This is a genomic window from Rhizobium sp. BR 249 (assembly GCF_047445895.1).
Classification (GTDB): Bacteria; Pseudomonadota; Alphaproteobacteria; order Rhizobiales; family Rhizobiaceae; genus Rhizobium.
This window is the reverse complement of record NZ_JARWKX010000018.1, coordinates 37,503-54,092: the sequence shown is the minus strand read 5'-3', so window position 1 is coordinate 54,092 and position 16,590 is coordinate 37,503. Positions and strand designations below refer to the sequence as shown.

Genomic DNA, 16,590 nt, shown 5'->3' with positions numbered 1-16,590 from the left:
TCGTATGCGTCAACGTATTGCGTCAGCCCTTCGCTGCGCGGCTGAACTCGTCTATCCTGCGCTCAGCGCAAGGGATATCCACGGCAACGCACCCTATTCGGCCGACGGCTGGGATCATATCCCGCAAGGTCAATACGACTACGTGCCGAAGGGTACCTATGTCTACGGTCCTGTTGACCGGTTCCTGTTGGTCCCGAAGAACAGATATCGCGCGGTGCTGCTCCCCGACCAGACGCGTAGCGCCGACCTAGGGGTCGGCTGGTTGACGGAGGACAACTCTGCAGAGGGTTACGACCTCTTGTGGGGTGACAGCTCCAATCTCGCTGCATTCAAGGCCGAAGCTGGCCATGCACGCGACAAGCTGACGACGGAGATCGTCGACCTTATCGAGGTGCATCTCCCGAATAGCGGAAGCGTCTGCGACGTTGGCTGCGGCGTCGGAGATCTGCTTCGCGAAGTGCTTCGGCGTCGTCCGACCCTCGCCGTTTCCGGCCTCGATTTTTCGGGAAAGGCGGTCGAAGGCGCGGCTCGAGCGGTGCCTGACGGTAAGTTCCAGCAGTTCGTGATCCACCAGACCCTACCTTACGAGACGGCATCCTTTGATCTGGTCCTGTGCACGGATGTGCTCGAGCATCTGGAGTATCCGAAGGGGGTCGCTGCCGAACTCGTACGCATCTGCCGTCCCGGTGGCACGGTGGCGATCGTGGTGCCTGACGGGACGGGGGACCAGTTCCTGGGCCACAACTGGTTTTGGAGCGAGGAGAGCTTCGCCGCCATGCTTGCCGAGTTTGGTGCCAGGGTCTCGACGCTGCCTGTCACGAAAGAATTGATGGCGGTCATATCCCGCCCACACGAAACTGGGACACAGTGATGCTGACACGCATAGTCAACCGTCTCGAGCGCCGCAGGCGCGAGAAGTTCGAAGCTTGGATGAAGGCGCGCTCGCAGTCCTCCAAGACCGCCGGCGCTGACGACGTGCAATGGCTGCTTCCCATTGTCAAGGAACTGGTGAGGTCGAGTGGGATAGAAGATAATGCGGAACTGCGTCACTCGGCGCAGGAGCTACTGTTGACTCAGTTGCCAAAAGAGGCCTGGATGTTGGCTCCGGGACTTAAAAAACGCGCCGAACCAGTACGCAGCACTTGGACCTATCAGAACGAGGTGATGAAGTGGGACATCGCCGAAACCGATCTTGTGCTGGATGTCGGATCCGGAGGATATCCTTTCCAGCGCGCCAATCATCTCGCCGATAAGTTCCCCGAGGAAACGACGCATCGGGTTGAACCCATGGTTCTCGATGGTCGTACGTTTTTCGAGGTCGATATCGAGAGGCTGCCCTTCGAAGACGGTGCCTACGACTTCGTATTTTGCTCTCACGTGATGGAGCACCTCGACAATCCAGGCCAGGCGATGCGCGAACTGTCGCGCGTCGGCAAGCGGGGCTATCTGGAAGTGCCCACGCGTCTTTCGGATGTGATGTTTAATTTCACCCGGCTGCAGGATCATCATCGCTGGCACAGCATTAGGCTTGGAAACACGCTCTGCCTGATAGAATGGAACGAAAGCGAGCGCCGTGAACTTGGAAACGAGTTCTTCGAAGCGCTTCAAAGCGCTTATACTAACCCGTTCCAGGATTTCTTCGAGCGCAACCGCGACCTGTTCTTCACCTCCTTCCACTGGGAGCGCCAGATCGACTTCCTCGTGATCGGCAAAAACGGAGAGATTCTCGATTCCTCTTCCGGTATCGGCAACTGACGATGAATACCGAGGCGGAATTTGGCGCTGCGACAGGGGTGGCCGATTCCGGTCTACCGACCGTGCATGTAATCATACCGGTCTTCAACAGGCTGCATTTTACTCGTGCCTGTATCGCTTACCTACGGGCCCAGACATGGAGGGCGGTCAACATCATCGTTTCAGACGGTGGCTCAACCGATGGAAGTGTCGCAGCCATTCGCGCCGAATTTCCCGATGTCACGGTGTTGACAACGGACAAGGAGTTATGGTGGTCCGGATCCATGGCGCTGGGCATAGACCATGTGCTCTCACTCGGCGGCCGACCGGACGATTTGGTCCTGATGATGAACAACGACACGATTCTGGATTCCGATTATGTCGAAACGCTGGTCAAGGCTGCACTTCAGCATGACGCAGCGGTCGGCGGGTTGATTGTCGACAGCAGGGACCATGACCAGGTTCTCGATGCCGGCGAATATATCGACTGGGAAGGCTATACTTTCTCGGTAAGGCAGCATGTCGACTCTGGCGAGATCTATCGCGACGACGTGGATGTGCTTCCGGGGCGGGGCAGCATCATCCCGCTGCGGATGATCCGAGCCGCGGGAAATGTCGATGCCGAGATGCTGCCGCATTACCTCGCCGACTACGAGTTCTTCTGCCGGTTGAAAAGCCATGGCTTCAAACTAGGCGTGACCTATGAGTCCCGCATCATGGCGCACATCGAGGAAACGGGAATCGTGCCGACGCAGGGGCGGAGCACTGTTCGCTCCATCTGGAACGAGTTGTTTTCTCGCCGGTCGATGAGCAACGTGCGTGACCATTGGCGCTTCATCGGCCGTCACGCGCCGGCTGTCTATCGCAATCGCAACCGGATGCGCCTCATCAAGCGCGTCGTTATCGATCTGACCTTGCGTACAGCGTTAAGGCCCCTCTTTCTTCCTATCTACTGGCTCGCTTCTCTGCCGGGGCGCATCATTTCGTATATCCACAATCAGCGTCGGATGTTCCGGGAGTTCAGGAAGGCGATCGCAACCGATGGAGCCGACGTGCTTTGCCGTCCGGAGATATTTCCAGGCGTAATCCGCCTGCCGTTGTTCTTGGTGGCAGCCACGGGGCCGGTACAGGAAGCGGACGTGCAATCTGTCGGCCTGGATGTTGCAACCCTGCGGCAGCGCGGTCTTCTGCGTACGCTGCAAAGTGAGAGGTGGTTCGGGCTGACGACGCTCGATTTTTCTAACCTCCCCGACCGCCCTCAGCTGGAGCGCCTGCGCCGGCTCGCCTGGAACCCGATACCGAAGATAGGCAGGAAATGGGCCTGGCGCCGGTCTATGCGGGAGCCGCACACATCGTGAACGGACCAGAACGCACACTTCGCATTGGGATAGAGCTGATCAGTGATCCGACCTGGATGGGCGGGGTGCTGTATCTACAAAATCTTGCCATCTGCCTTTCACGGTTGCCGGCCAACGAGCGTCCGCATGTCGAACTCCTCGGCGCGCCGGATGTAGTCGGCAAGTTCCTTGCCGAAAATCATCTGGCGGACGCCTGGGGCCGCAAGAAAGGCCTGCTGAAGCGTATCGCGCGAAAGATCGGTCTGAAGATTGCCCAGGCCCCCATCGATATTGTCTATCCGGGCTTCGGGCGAGAGGTAGAAGGCGCGGTGACCTTACGCTGGATCCCAGATTTTCAGCACCGTTATCTTCCCCATCTCTTCTCGGCAGACGAGATCGCCGCGCGCGACCGTTCTATTGCGGAATTGGCGGCGAAGCCCGGTGTGATCGTCCTCAGCAGCGAGATTGCCGCTGCCGACTTTCGCTCCTTTTATCCCGGCCAGCCGGCGACGCCACGCGTTTGGCATTTCTGCTCGCTGCTGCAGACTCGAGGGGCAGCTGATGATTCGATAGTCTTAAAATTCGGACTCCCGTCGAAATTCCTTTATCTGCCCAACCAGTTCTGGGCGCACAAGAACCATATTGCGGTACTGAAGGCTCTCACAATCCTTAAGCAAGATTATGGTCTTACCATCCCACTTGTGTGCACGGGGGCGCAGTCCGACAGACGCAACGAAAGCCATTTTGCCGGCCTTCTCGCCTTTATCGAGGAGAAAGGCCTTCAGGATCAGGTCAAGCTTCTGGGCCTCATCGACCGTGTTACCCAGGTGGAAATCTTCCGGCGCGCCGCGGCGATCGTCCAGCCATCGCTGTTCGAGGGCTGGAGCACGGTTGTGGAGGATACACGCGCAATAGGCCGCCCGATCTTTCTGTCGGATCTTCCGGTTCATCGTGAGCAAGATCCCGCCCGCTGCATCTACTTCGATCCTCACGAGCCCTCCGATTTGGCTGCGAAGCTCGCCGTCGCCTGGGCCGGGCTCGCATCCGGGCCCGACCGAGTATCGGAACAGAAGGCGCTGCACGAGATGGAAGGCCGCATCCTGGATGCCGGCCGGGTTTTCCTTGATATCGCCCGACAGGCGATGAGATAGGCCGTGCATGAGGTTGAAGCTGAGGATAGAATTTCTAGAGGACGCGCAGTGGCTTGGCGGATCGATCTATATCGACAATCTCCTGGCCGCCCTGTCCTCGATACCTGCCGCCGATCGGCCTGAAGCGCGACTCGTATTCCTGTCATCGGGCGAAACAGAGCTCGCTCGGCGCATGCTTCGCTATCCGGTGCTGGCGCGTCAGGCAACCGGACGCCGGGCAGCCGGATTGATGGCCCACGCGCGGCGCCTTCACCGGGCTGTCCTTCGCCGGGTGCCTGCCCTCGGCGCATTCTGGCCTGCCGCGCGTGACACCGTTTATTTCCCGGCCTTCGATGCCTCGCAGCGCTGGCGCACCAATCTATACTGGGTGCCGGACTTCCAAATATTTCATTTCCCTGAGCTTTTTTCGGCGGAAGAACTGGCGACCCGCACCCGCAGCATCGGCGAGATCGCGGCCACACAGGGTGTCTTACTCCTGTCGAGCCATGCCGCGCTCGCCGATTTCCGTTTCTTCTTTCCTAATGCGACGGTTGTGCCGCGTGTCTGGTCGTTCTGCAGCAGCATAGCGGCCAACGAGATGGGCGCCGGCGAGCAGATACTCGGATCCTACGGGGTGCCGGAACACTTCGTCTACGTTGCCAACCATTTCTGGAGGCACAAGGATCACGAGACGGCCTTCAGGGCACTGAAAATCCTGAAGGATCGCAAAGTGATCGTGAGAATGGTCTGCACCGGCCTGCAATCGGATCGCCGCGATCCCGGCTATTACGACAGGCTGGTCCGGAGCCTCAGCGACTGGGGAATCGCCGATCAGGTGACGATCCTCGGCCTCGTACCTCGGAACCATCAGATCGAACTTTTCCGTGCAGCAAGCCTCGTTCTTCAGCCCTCTCTGTTTGAGGGGTGGAGCACGGTGATAGAAGATGCTAAGGCCCTTGGTAGACCCATCCTGGCATCCGATATCGCGGTTCACAAGGAACAGTTGAATGATGTTGAGCGGTCTCATCTGTTCAGGGCGGCGGATGCGAACGATATGGCTGAACGTATCGAGCAGGTACTGCCGGGATTGACGGCTGGGCCTTGTGTCGAGACGGAACGCGCGGCAGCCGATCGGCGCGATGCTGCGCGGGTGGCATCCGCGCATGCGTTTGTCGCGATTGCGAACGAAGCGGCCGGCCGTGCGCCGAAAGCCGGATAGAGGAACAGGAAGGCGAGTATGTGCGGCATTAGCGGGATGATTTCAAACTCGGCTTTGTCAAAGGCGGACATAACCGGCGTCGGCCGCATGAACGCGCTGCTGGAGCATCGCGGTCCCGATTCGGAGGGGATGTTCGACGACACAAATGTAATGCTCGCTATGCGTCGCCTGTCGATCATCGATCTCGCCGGCGGACGTCAGCCGCTTTTCAACGAGACTGGCGACATCGTCATCATTTGCAATGGCGAGATCTATAATCACGATGCCCTGCGCGAGGAACTGCGCGCGCTTGGGCACCAGTTCTCCTGCCTGAGCGATGTCGAGACAATCATCCACGCCTACGAGGAATACGGTGTCGATTGCCTCGCCAAGCTGCGCGGTATGTTCGCCTTTGCGCTCTGGGACAAGCGTAACCAGACACTGCTCCTGGCCCGCGACAGGATGGGAGAAAAACCCCTCTATCTGCATCGCGGCGATGCCGGGCAGATCTGGTTCTCCAGCGAAATCCGAAGTATTACCTCGGTAATGCCCAAGCCGCTGAAGCTGACGCCAGAGGCCTTCAACATGTTCCTGACGTTCCAGTACGTTCCGGAGCCGCTGACTCCACTCCAGGGTCTCGAACTGTTGCCGGCTGGCCACTATCTGCTGCTGAAGCCGGGCGCGCTCGATGTGGCGCCACAATCCTACTGGGATCTTTCCGACGTTCGAGAAGATGCCAGCAAGCCGGTGGCGGTTACCGAGGAAATTCTCGACAATGCCTGCCGTCTTATGGGCACGGCGGATGTTCCAGTCGCCGTCGCACTGTCTGGTGGTATCGATTCAAGCCTAGTCGCAGCGCTGACGGCGCGGCATTTTCCGGGCCAGTTGCATGCGTTCACGATAGGCTACAAAGGCCGCCCTGAGTCGGATGAGCGTGGTTTTGCCAAGACCCTTGCGAAGGATCTCGGCATCGGCTTCACTGAAGTGGAGCTGGACACGGACCAGGTGATTGACGGCTTCCCGGCACTGGTCGACGTCATGGATACGCCAATTGGCGATATCGCGGCTTTCGGCTACTACTCCGTTGCCAAGGCCTCCCGCGAGGCCGGCTATCCCGTCTTGATGTCTGGCATGGGCGGCGACGAATTCTTCTGGGGGTACGAATGGGTGCGCGAAGCCATGTCGCGCAACGAGACCCTGCTGGCCGGCAAGAAGGTGAAACTGCCCTGGTGGAAACGGCTTGTGGGGCAGAAGCCGCCGGAAAAGACGGATTTCTTCGGGGTTCACCCCGATCTGCGCAACGGCGACGCTTGGTCGCGGAAGCTCATGCCGGAAAAGGCACTCGATCATCTGCCGGAGGGCTACTGGCTGAAAGAGGCTGCGCTCGACGTCTCCGGCCCCCTGCATCTGGCGATCTCGAACCTTTTGAACCGCACTTGGCTTCGGTCGAACTGCCTGGCCCTATTCGATCGCATGAGCATGGCCCATTCGGTCGAGGGCCGGTTGCCGCTTCTGGATGTCGAGCTAGTAGACCGGGTTACGGGTATGCGTAACAGCGGCCTCGTCGACTGGCACAAGCCGCACAAGTGGCTCTTGGTCGAAGCTCTGCAGGACGCTTTGCCGGCCGATGTCCTATCTCGCAAGAAACAGGGTTTCACGCCGCCCGTGCGCGATTGGATGCACGGCATCGTCAGTCACTTCCTGCCGCTTGTCGAAAATGGCGCCCTAGTGCGCCAAGGCCTGATCGAGCCTGAGAAGTCTCGGGACCTATCCGCCTACAACCTGCCTTTCCTCTACAAGCTCGTCCTGCTTGAATGCTGGACGCGTTTGCACATAGAAGGAAAACCGTTAGGCGAGTTGAGTCGCAAGGCCGCTTGAATTTGACTGGGAGGGTCGCGTCCGCCTTTCGCGGCGAGCAGCGCAAGAATGTAATATCGGCCGTCGTGGACGGCCCCGGAAGGATCGTTGGGTGCGCAGAGTGACTGATATTGCGTTGGTAACGGGTGCCAACGGCTCGATCGGCCGGCATGTGGCTATTGCCCTTTCGCATAAGGGTTGGACCGTTCACGGCATCGGTCACGGCAGTTGGGGCATCGAGGAACAGCGCTCTTGGGGCATTGAGCGCTGGGTTGAAAGCGATGTCTCTCTTGCAGCGCTACGCTCTCTCAATACTCGTCCGGACATCGTCGTTCATTGTGCAGGAAGCGGTTCCGTGGGGGCCTCGATCAGCGACCCCTATTTGGATTTCCGCAGGACTGTATCGGCCACGGCTGATCTGCTAGAGTTCGTGCGTAGCGATTGCCCGCAGGCGACTCTGGTCTATCCGTCGAGCGCCGCGGTCTATGGGATCGCCGGGCAGTTTCCGATACGGGAGGATGCTCCCCTTCGTCCTGCATCACCTTATGGTGCACATAAGCGTCTGGCCGAAGAGCTGGTTTGCGACCATGCTCGGTTATTCAATCTCAACACAGCAGTCGTCCGCCTGTTCTCGATTTACGGCGAAGGCTTCCGCAAACAGCTCCTCTGGGATGCCTGTCGCCGCATCAGTGACGACGAGACCGAGTTTTTCGGGACTGGGCTGGAGACCCGCGATTGGCTGCATGTTTCCGACGCGGCGGAACTCATGATCTGTGCAGCGGATAATGCCGGCCCACATTGCCCGGTGGTAAATGGCGGCTCCGGTGTTGCCGTCACCGTCGCCGATGTCGTCGGCGAACTCTTCTATCTTATGGGCAAGAATGACCGCCCCGTGTTTTGCGGCACCGAGCGGCATGGCGATCCGCGCGACTACCAGGCTGACATATCCCGCGCGATGGTCTGGGGCTGGCAGCCCTCGATTGACTGGCGGGCCGGCTTGTCGCGCTATGCCGCCTGGTTCCGCAAGGAATGCGGCCTGGCATGAGGGCTACCTTATCTGAGATCGGCGTTGGCACAACGGTAAGGCGCATGGCTGGCCTTCGGCTTGGCCTGTTTGAGCAATATCCCCCGCGTCCGCTTAGCATCGCTACAATCGGACGGTCCGGCGATGACCAGAATCTACCGCGAATTAGTCTTGTTACGCCGTCCTTTAATCAGACCAGATTCGTTGGCATGACGCTCGACAGCGTCCTGGCACAGCATTACCCCGATTTGCAGTACATCGTGCAGGACGCGGTATCTTCCGACGGCTCGCAAGCGATACTCGCGAATTATCGCGACCGTGGTGTTGACATCATTGTGGAAGCCGATAAGGGACAGACAAATGCACTGAACCGTGGTTTTGCCCGCAGCAGCGGCGAGATCATGGCCTATCTGAATTCCGACGATATGCTGCTACCCGGAACGCTTCATCTAGTCGGTCGCTATTTTCGCGATAACCCTTCGGTCGAAGTGATTTACGGAAACCGCTTTGTTATCGACGAACAGGGAAGCGAGATCGGTCGCTGGATATTACCGGGGCACGACGAGGAGATCTTGCGGTTCGTCGACTACGTACCACAGGAAACCATGTTCTGGCGGCGCGGTCTATGGGAGAGGGCGGGATCCGGCTTCGACGAGCGATTTCACTTCGCCATGGACTGGGATCTGATCCTGCGTTTCATGCAGTCCGGGGCAGTGTTCAACCATGTGCCCGAGCTGTTCGGATTGTTCCGCGTTCACGGCAATCAGAAATCCCAAAAGGATTTTCGTGAGCGGGGGGCGCGGGAAATGGCGGTACTCCGTCATGCCCACGCTAATGGCAGGATGAATATGGCGCAGCGTATCATGCGCCATATCGCGTATCTCTTGAAACACAAGCGTGCCGATGCTGCTTTACAGGTCGCTTTACGGAAGAATGGATAGCACATGAAAAAGGCGCTGATCACAGGTGTAACGGGGCAAGACGGCTCTTATCTGGCCGAACTCCTTCTGGAGAAGGGTTACGAGGTTCACGGCCTGAAACGGCGCGCGTCGCTGTTCAACACCGATCGTATCGACCATCTGTATCAGGATCCGCACGAAACCGGCCGCCGTTTCATTCTCCACTACGGTGACATGACGGATTCCTCCAGCCTGATCCGCATCATCCAGCAGGTTCAGCCGGATGAAATATACAATCTCGCCGCCCAGTCACATGTAGCGGTCTCCTTCGAGGAGCCGGAGTATACCGCCAATTCCGACGCTCTAGGAGCCCTGCGCATTCTCGAGGCGATGCGTATTCTAGGTCTCGAAAAGACCTGCCGCTTCTATCAGGCCTCGACGTCCGAGCTCTACGGACTGGTGCAGGAGATTCCGCAGCGGGAAACCACACCGTTTTATCCGCGCTCGCCCTATGCCGTGGCCAAGCTTTACGCCTATTGGATTACCGTCAATTACCGCGAAGCCTACGGCATGTATGCGTGCAATGGCATCCTGTTCAACCACGAAAGCCCGGTGCGCGGCGAGACCTTCGTAACGCGCAAGATCACGCGCGCGATCGCCCGCATCAAGCTCGGCTTGCAGGATTGCCTGTTCCTTGGAAACATGGATGCCAAGCGCGATTGGGGTCACGCCAAGGACTATGTCGAAATGCAGTGGTTGATGATGCAGCAGGAGACGCCCGAAGATTTTGTTATTGCGACCGGAGTGCAATTCAGCGTCCGGGAGTTTGTCGATGCAGCTGCAAGTGAAGTGGGCATAGAAATTTCTTGGAAGGGCGAAGGCATCGACGAGAAAGGCTATGATCCGTCAGGCAAATGCATCGTCGCTGTCGACCCGCGCTATTTCCGCCCCACCGAAGTCGAAACCCTTCTCGGTGACGCTACGAAAGCGAAGGAAAAACTCGGATGGACGCCTAAGATTACTTTCGAGCAACTTGTGCGGGAAATGATGCGAGAGGACCTGAAGGCCGCCGAGCGTGACGAACTGGTCAAGCGCCATGGCTTTTCCGCCTATGACTATCACGAGTGAGCCAATGGATAGGCAAGCGAAAATCTATGTTGCAGGGCACCGCGGCATGGTCGGATCGGCGATCGTGAGGCGCTTGCTGGACGGTGGATACGACAATATCGTAACTCGCACACACGAGGAGCTTGACCTGGCGAACCAGCAGGCCGTCACCGCGTTCCTCGGTAAAGAAAGTCCTGACTTCATCTTCATGGCTGCCGCCAAGGTCGGAGGCATCCATGCTAACAATACATTCCGTGCTGACTTTTTATACACCAACCTACTTATCGAAGCCAATATAACTAACGCCGCCTGGCAGGCGGGCGTGCACCGCATGCTGTTCCTGGGTTCTAGTTGCATCTATCCTCGGGATTGCCCCCAGCCGATCCGTGAGGACTACTTGCTGACGGGGCCACTGGAGCAGACCAACGAACCCTACGCGATTGCCAAAATTGCCGGCATCAAGTTATGCGAGAACTATAATCGCCAGCATGGCACAAGGTATGTCTCCGCCATGCCGACCAATCTTTATGGCCCGAATGACAACTACGATTTGAACAACAGCCATGTGCTACCTGCGTTGATCCGAAAGGCGCATGAGGCGAAGGTTCGGGGCGATCGCGAAATGGTTGTTTGGGGATCTGGTAGGCCGATGCGCGAGTTTCTCTATGTCGATGATATGGCCGACGCCAGCGTGTTCCTGATGGAGAGCGGCGTCGCCGAGGGGCTCTACAATATTGGCACCGGGACGGATGTAACCATCCGCGAACTGGCGGAGACGGTAATGAAGGTTGTGGGTTTTGAAGGCGATATTGTGTTCGACCAGACAAAGCCGGATGGTACGCCTCGTAAACTCCTAAATGTCGATAGAATGAAGAAACTTGGCTGGCAGGCAAGCACACCTCTCGTCGAAGGTATCGCCAAGGCCTATGCTGACTTTCAAAACCGGCCGGCGGATTAATCTATGAGTGCACCCTTGGTGACGATCGCTGTCCCGTCGTTCAATCAGGGGCGGTATCTCAACCAGGCGCTGGAGTCCATCTTCCAGCAGGATGTGCCGGTCGAGGTGTTCGTCATGGATGCAGGCTCGACGGATTGTTCGATCGAAGTCATCCGTCAGTGGGAGCACCGGCTGGCTGGATGGAGAAGCCATAGCGATAATGGACAGGCCGCTGCCATCAATGAGGGTATTGCGTGCGGTAGCGCACCGTACGTGGCCTGGCTGAACAGTGACGATTGGTATCTGAAAGGCGGACTGGAGCATCTTTGCCGCGCGCTTGCCGACGAGGCGCCGGATGCACCGGCGGCGTATGGCCTGGCGTTAAATGTCGTCGAGAGGACCGGACGACGTTATCCGGTGTGGGTGGAGCCATTCAGCGAGCGCAGGCTGGCACTGCGCTGCATCATCTCTCAGCCTGCTACGCTCATCCGTCGCTCGGCCTGGGAAGCCGTTGGCGGCGCCGATCCGGACCTGCACATGGTCATGGATTACGATCTCTGGTGGCGCCTTTTCAAAGCAAGCGGCCCGCTTCACTTCGTGCACGAGGATGTCGCCGTTAACCGCGAGCACGAAACGACTAAGACCAACACCCTGCGCCGCCAGCATTACAGCGAGGCGATCCGCACAGTCCGGAAACATCACGGCAGCGTGCCAATCAAGTGGTGGCTGATGCAGCCCTACGCCGTTTGGTACAAGGCCCTCATGGGTTAGAGCCGATCCTCGGCGCTGTTAACCGTCATCCTGGGTCAGCGTCAGCCCAGGGACTTGTAAAGATCGACGTATTTTGCAACCATGCGCGCCGCCGTGAAGTTTTCCACATAGCGGCGGAACGCTGCAGCGCCATAGCGCTGCGTGAGTTCGATATCGTCGGCCAAATCGTTCATCGCCTTCGCCAGCTGCCAGGCGTCATTCGGCGCAACGACGATTCCAGTGACACCATCTAGATTAACGTAACTCGTTCCAGTTCCGATCTCGCAGCTGATCATTGGCTTTCCGAACCTTTCCGCCTCTACCAGAGACAGACCGAAAGCCTCCGATCGGAGGTGCGAGGGAAAAACCAACGCGATGCACAGTTCGAGTAGCGCCGCCTTTGCGTTGTCGGAAACCACACCTACGAAATGCAGATTTTGCAGACCGAGGTCGGCCGCGCGCGCCTTGAGCTCGACTTCCATCGGACCGCCGCCGACGATCACAACGTCCGCAGTCGCTTCCTTCGCAGCCTCAAGAAGGATGTGAATGCCCTTGTAGTAGCGAAGAACGCCGACGAAGAGAAAGAACGGTTTTGGAAATCTGGCTTTCCACTGCTTTTTTTCGGCTTCATCCGCAATGGCGGAATCTGCGTCGTCGAGGCCTAACGGGATGACTACGGTCTTGTTCTTAAACCGCTGAAGTACCTCGCTGGATCCTAGATAATTTGGCGACGTCGCAACGATCTGATCCGCGGACGATAGGAAGTGCAACATCAGCGGCCTATATATCCGGCCGAGCGTCTTCTGCTTCACGATATCCGAATGATAGGTCACAATCGATGGCTTGCGAGGTGGGGTCGCGAAGTGAACCAAGTCCATAAAAGGCCATGGAAAATGGTAATGTACAATATCGGCCTGCGCGCTCAGTTCGCGAAACTTTCTAAAAACGTCCAGCGAGAAACCGGTTGAGGCTAGCTCGAGATTCTGTTTCGCCTTGTAAGCCATGTGGCCATCGAACTCGACAGTATTGATTAGCGGATCGAGGCTAAGGGACAACACATCGGTCTGAATGCCATGAGCATTGCCGCCCTTGGCTAGAGCGTGAATCGTGCGCTCGATGCCCCCGAAGGTGTCTGGCCAGTAAGTCTTGAAGAAGTGAAGGACACGCATATGGGAAGCCCTGCTTATCGTCGCGCTGGTTGGATAGCTTCAAATCGGTAGCTAAAACAGATTGAGTTTTACCAAGCACACTTTACCTAGCTCGCGATCCGGTTTGTCGCTGCCCAGGGGGGTCGCCCATCCCGACCTTTCTATGACGCTTTCACGGTCTTCGACTTTCGCTGCGCGCAGATCGAGGATGACTTGATAGCGGTTGGGATCACTAAGCGACTTCTCGATGCAATAGGGCAATAGGGCTGCGGCGGTTGCCACCAATATCTTATCGCTTAATCGTGCGTCCTGCACATCCAGCGCTTTCCGGAGACCGCGATGCGTCACCCATCCGCCTTTGGTGAACCCCGTCCCAACGGTCGCGGCAGCTCCCACAATCATCCCCACCAAAGCCCAGGCAATCGACTTCTGTTTATTATTCAACATATACTTCACTGGATGTGCGTTGCTTGTAGTTGCCCCACGAAAGACTTGAAAGCGGGGATGTCGAAATCCTCGTGTCCTCCATCATGGATATCGAGGGCTATCGGCGCATCGAACTTCGACCATATCTGCTTGAGCTGCAAATAGGCGCCGATGATCTCATCGCTTATGGGGCCGCGTTTCGTCCCGCTGAACCAGTCATTCGGCTTCAGCTGTTGTGGTGCGCCGAGCCATAGAGCGTCAGTCTTCCCTTCCTCAATCAGCAGAGGCTTCGGTGCAATGAGCGCATATACTGCGGTATAGGTGAAGAACGCCCTGAAGTCATGGCAGAACGGATGGGTGTAGATTCGGTATTCCCGCCTCGTCTGCTCGAGCGAGAAGAAGGCGCCGTTGTTCGCCAACGCGATCACATCGTCGCGCATGGCCGTAAGCACCAGTGACGACAAGCCGCCAACTGCATTCCCAAGCGCAATGAACTTCTGACCTTCCGGTAACATCGGCTTGATCTTGTCCAGCGATCTGTCAGCCAACCGGGCCCAGATTACTGGATAGTCAACGGTTTTCGCCAGCTCCGAGAACGGCTCGTGAATGGCGTCCGGAATGCCGATGACCGTAAATCCGTCACGCGCCAGCTTGTCGCCTTGAGCACCGGGTTTGAACAATCCTTCCGGAGCCTGGCCGTGTCCTTCTCCGCCGACCTCTCCATGGCCATTCATGGCGACGATAGCTGGACCGTCTTTTGGACGATTGGGCCGAGCAAGTAGCAAGACCATGTGGAGATCGCTGCCGTTCTTTTCCACAGCCGGGAAAAGCAGGTCGACATCGGTCAGCGTATAGCCGACCATGGCCCTCGGCTTTCCGACAGCTACCACTTGCGGCTCAATCGTGATTGCTGCCTCGAACTTCTCCTTCAGATATTTGCGGGGCTCCGACGTCCAGGCTTGAAAGTCCTGCGCAGAGCCCAGCACGGCGTCTGTCGTCAGGTCATATTTGACGTGAGAATAGTCCCAATCGAAAGCGTAACCGGGAGTTGCGGCACAGATCGAAATGATCGCACCTACAGCAAGGGCTCCAAGGCAGCGGAACGAATAGTTAGCCAGCACGGTCATGCTGGACTCCTAATACCAACTTCCTTGGTGCTTAGTGGGGACAAATATCGTGTTCGGAAATCCATGAATGGTTTCTCAATCAGTTCGTACGTTGCGTTTGAAAGAAAGAATACGACAGGGAAGAGGTAGCAGGCGGTGATCAGCGCATCCCAATAGAGGTTACCAGTCACCTTTGCGTACCAATGTTTTCTCTGCAGCAGCAGCAACACGGGCATATGTAGGAGGTACATCGAGTAGCTCACCAATCCTATTCTTGCCATGAGCGACTTATAGAGAGCGTTGAGTGCAGAATAGCTGAAAAGATAAGTGACAATTAAGGCCGAAAAAATCATTGCTTCATATGTATGCCATATCCCTTTCCATTCCGTATCCTGGATCCAGCCTCCCATTCGGTTCAATGCAAACTGTGATAGCAATACCAAAACAATACTGCCGGCAAGATAAAGTCGCGGATGCTTCAGCTTGAAATGGCCTTCCCGATAGAGGGACGCTACAATCATACCAATCAGAAACTGATCGATCCGGCCAACGATGGTGAAATAAGATATGTCACGCGCGCTAGCGCCTAGGCCGATCGCGAGATAGCGAAGTACTATCAGCAACACGAGGAGGCGGAAGAGGTATTCGACTCCAAATGCGTTTTTAAAGCGATTGAGGAACGGAAATATAAGATAGAAAAGAAATTCAACGGAAATAGTCCAGAGGAGTGCGGTGAAGCCAATATCTTTAAGCGCGTCACCTGTATTGGAGAAAAGAACGGCACTAGCAATAAAGCCTTCAAAGCTGAACTGAGAAGGGCTGGAATAGGCTGCAAAGAACAAAAGCAAAAGATACATCGGGTAGATCCGAAGTATGCGATTGCAAACAAAGCGCCAATAGCGGACCTCACTACCGTGTGCGCCGTAGGCGAACAAAAAACCGCTCAGAACCATAAAAAGCGAAACGCCTGCATGCCCCTCGGCTAAGATGGCAAACAACGGATTACTTGGCCTCAGCCACGCGCCCATGCTGGCGTCAATGCCTCTCGTCAAATTATGCACGACATGAGCAAAAAAGACCATGAGTGCTGCAATCCCGCGAAGATCGTCTAAAGCGCCAATGTGTGGAATATTTGTGCTAACCTGATGATTTTCGAGTTTTTTCACTTGCATTCAAAGTCTCCCGCATTCGCGGAAAACTGTATATGTCGCTATAGAACGCGATCAAGCTGTTTCTGAAGGCTACCGACCTTAACGCTGGAGCATTATGCCGTCATAACACGGGACAGCGCCTTGAGGATCGCTCCCAACTTTCTCGAAAACCTTCACGCCTAGCTCTTCCTTTCCTATCGCGCGGGGGTATCGCGCCGATCTCAAAAAGCATGACCTCAGAACGATTTCCTCTGCCAGCTTGCCGGTCTTGTGGGGCCAATGGTAGAGAGGGGCGGGCATCCCTCCGTCTGAGGTTGATCGCATGGGAGGGCTCCGGTCGATTTGAGGCAAAAGCTAGTTTTCCAGGGCGCCGACCTCAAGTGCACAATAGATCAAGGACGATCCGGAAACATGCGCCGGAAAACTGTTCCGGTTGACTTCTCGGTTGAGGGCCTAACCGCTGATCTTTCAGGTGAAATAGATGTTGGCTGGGGAACCTGGATTCGAACCAAGATCGACGGAGTCAGAGTCCGCTGTTCTACCATTGAACTATTCCCCAGCAGGCGAACCGGTGGGCGGTTCGGCTGGTGTGCGGCGCTTATAAACAAAAGCCGGGGGAATGCAAATACCTGTTTTGAAAAAAATCCGGTCATGTTGGGAACAGGTGAAAGCACCGGCAAATCGCCTGTCCAAAAAAGAATTTGGCGATTTCGGTGGGCGCTGATATCTTTGCGGCAACGCAAAAATCGAATGAGCGCCTGCTGCATGCCTTAAGGAGTTGCGCGG

15 protein-coding genes and 1 tRNA gene are annotated in these 16,590 nt (G+C 56.8%); 11 read left to right on the top strand and 5 right to left on the bottom strand.

Annotation, left to right across the window (positions count from 1 at the left end; genetic code table 11):
- Positions 1-4 precede the first annotated feature (4 nt).
- From QD408_RS17690 to QD408_RS17640, 11 genes are all read left to right on the top strand, one after another.
- Complete coding sequence (locus QD408_RS17690; RefSeq protein WP_414140197.1) at positions 5-871, top strand: class I SAM-dependent methyltransferase; 867 nt, start codon at positions 5-7, stop codon at positions 869-871.
- Positions 871-1,755, top strand: coding sequence for a class I SAM-dependent methyltransferase (locus QD408_RS17685; protein WP_414140196.1), 885 nt, complete (start codon positions 871-873; stop codon positions 1,753-1,755). The genes QD408_RS17690 and QD408_RS17685 overlap by 1 nt, the downstream gene beginning before the upstream one ends.
- 2 nt (positions 1,756-1,757) lie before the next feature.
- Positions 1,758-3,092 carry a glycosyltransferase family 2 protein gene (locus QD408_RS17680; RefSeq protein ID WP_414140195.1) on the top strand — a complete coding sequence of 445 codons (1,335 nt, stop codon included), beginning with the start codon at positions 1,758-1,760 and terminating at the stop codon, positions 3,090-3,092.
- Entirely contained in the window at positions 3,050-4,222 is a 1,173-nt protein-coding gene (locus QD408_RS17675; protein ID WP_414140194.1) for a glycosyltransferase, read from the top strand. The genes QD408_RS17680 and QD408_RS17675 overlap by 43 nt, the downstream gene beginning before the upstream one ends.
- A 7-nt stretch (positions 4,223-4,229) precedes the next feature.
- Positions 4,230-5,420 carry a glycosyltransferase gene (locus QD408_RS17670; protein ID WP_414140193.1) on the top strand — a complete coding sequence of 397 codons (1,191 nt, stop codon included), beginning with the start codon at positions 4,230-4,232 and terminating at the stop codon, positions 5,418-5,420.
- Between the two features lie 18 nt (positions 5,421-5,438).
- Positions 5,439-7,277 (top strand): asparagine synthase (glutamine-hydrolyzing), encoded by a 1,839-nt coding sequence (gene asnB / locus QD408_RS17665; protein WP_414140192.1) that lies wholly within the window; start codon positions 5,439-5,441, stop codon positions 7,275-7,277.
- A gap of 100 nt (positions 7,278-7,377) precedes the next feature.
- A complete protein-coding gene (locus tag QD408_RS17660) occupies positions 7,378-8,301 on the top strand; it encodes an NAD-dependent epimerase/dehydratase family protein (protein WP_414140191.1) in 924 nt (307 codons plus the stop codon).
- A gap of 44 nt (positions 8,302-8,345) precedes the next feature.
- The gene (locus QD408_RS17655; protein ID WP_414140190.1) at positions 8,346-9,221 is read left to right on the top strand and encodes a glycosyltransferase family 2 protein; all 876 of its coding nucleotides are present in this window, start codon (positions 8,346-8,348) and stop codon (positions 9,219-9,221) included.
- A 3-nt stretch (positions 9,222-9,224) separates the two neighbouring features.
- A complete protein-coding gene (gene gmd, locus QD408_RS17650) occupies positions 9,225-10,307 on the top strand; it encodes a GDP-mannose 4,6-dehydratase (protein WP_414140189.1) in 1,083 nt (360 codons plus the stop codon).
- Between the two features lie 4 nt (positions 10,308-10,311).
- Positions 10,312-11,244, top strand: a complete 933-nt coding sequence (locus QD408_RS17645) for a GDP-L-fucose synthase family protein (protein WP_414140188.1) — start codon at positions 10,312-10,314, stop codon at positions 11,242-11,244.
- Positions 11,245-11,262: 18 nt separating this feature from the next.
- Positions 11,263-11,994 carry a glycosyltransferase gene (locus tag QD408_RS17640; protein ID WP_414140235.1) on the top strand — a complete coding sequence of 244 codons (732 nt, stop codon included), beginning with the start codon at positions 11,263-11,265 and terminating at the stop codon, positions 11,992-11,994.
- Positions 11,995-12,035: 41 nt separating this feature from the next.
- Here QD408_RS17640 and QD408_RS17635 read toward each other — a convergent pair whose 3' ends face one another.
- From QD408_RS17635 to QD408_RS17615, 5 genes are all read right to left on the bottom strand, one after another.
- Positions 12,036-13,142, bottom strand: a complete 1,107-nt coding sequence (locus QD408_RS17635) for a glycosyltransferase family 4 protein (protein ID WP_414140187.1) — start codon at positions 13,140-13,142, stop codon at positions 12,036-12,038.
- A 51-nt stretch (positions 13,143-13,193) separates the two neighbouring features.
- Complete coding sequence (locus QD408_RS17630; protein WP_414140186.1) at positions 13,194-13,568, bottom strand: hypothetical protein; 375 nt, start codon at positions 13,566-13,568, stop codon at positions 13,194-13,196.
- A gap of 5 nt (positions 13,569-13,573) precedes the next feature.
- Entirely contained in the window at positions 13,574-14,674 is a 1,101-nt protein-coding gene (locus QD408_RS17625) for a hypothetical protein (RefSeq protein ID WP_414140185.1), read from the bottom strand.
- Positions 14,671-15,825, bottom strand: a complete 1,155-nt coding sequence (locus tag QD408_RS17620) for an acyltransferase family protein (RefSeq protein ID WP_414140184.1) — start codon at positions 15,823-15,825, stop codon at positions 14,671-14,673. Before QD408_RS17620 ends, QD408_RS17625 begins: the two co-directional genes overlap by 4 nt.
- Before the next feature lie 464 nt (positions 15,826-16,289).
- Positions 16,290-16,363 (bottom strand) — tRNA-Gln (locus QD408_RS17615).
- Between the last annotated feature and the right edge of the window lie 227 nt (positions 16,364-16,590).

Bases quoted from the DNA above. Each gene is read 5' to 3' on its own strand.
- QD408_RS17690 (WP_414140197.1), top strand. From the start codon at position 5: ATGCGTCAACGTATTGCGTCAGCCCTTCGCTGCGCGGCTGAACTCGTC.
- QD408_RS17685 (WP_414140196.1), top strand. From the start codon at position 871: ATGCTGACACGCATAGTCAACCGTCTCGAGCGCCGCAGGCGCGAGAAG.
- QD408_RS17680 (WP_414140195.1), top strand. From the start codon at position 1,758: ATGAATACCGAGGCGGAATTTGGCGCTGCGACAGGGGTGGCCGATTCC.
- QD408_RS17675 (WP_414140194.1), top strand. From the start codon at position 3,050: ATGGGCCTGGCGCCGGTCTATGCGGGAGCCGCACACATCGTGAACGGA.
- QD408_RS17670 (WP_414140193.1), top strand. From the start codon at position 4,230: ATGAGGTTGAAGCTGAGGATAGAATTTCTAGAGGACGCGCAGTGGCTT.
- asnB (WP_414140192.1), top strand. From the start codon at position 5,439: ATGTGCGGCATTAGCGGGATGATTTCAAACTCGGCTTTGTCAAAGGCG.
- QD408_RS17655 (WP_414140190.1), top strand. From the start codon at position 8,346: ATGGCTGGCCTTCGGCTTGGCCTGTTTGAGCAATATCCCCCGCGTCCG.
- gmd (WP_414140189.1), top strand. From the start codon at position 9,225: ATGAAAAAGGCGCTGATCACAGGTGTAACGGGGCAAGACGGCTCTTAT.
- QD408_RS17645 (WP_414140188.1), top strand. From the start codon at position 10,312: ATGGATAGGCAAGCGAAAATCTATGTTGCAGGGCACCGCGGCATGGTC.
- QD408_RS17635 (WP_414140187.1), bottom strand. From the start codon at position 13,142: ATGCGTGTCCTTCACTTCTTCAAGACTTACTGGCCAGACACCTTCGGG.
- QD408_RS17630 (WP_414140186.1), bottom strand. From the start codon at position 13,568: ATGTTGAATAATAAACAGAAGTCGATTGCCTGGGCTTTGGTGGGGATG.
- QD408_RS17625 (WP_414140185.1), bottom strand. From the start codon at position 14,674: ATGACCGTGCTGGCTAACTATTCGTTCCGCTGCCTTGGAGCCCTTGCT.
- QD408_RS17620 (WP_414140184.1), bottom strand. From the start codon at position 15,825: ATGCAAGTGAAAAAACTCGAAAATCATCAGGTTAGCACAAATATTCCA.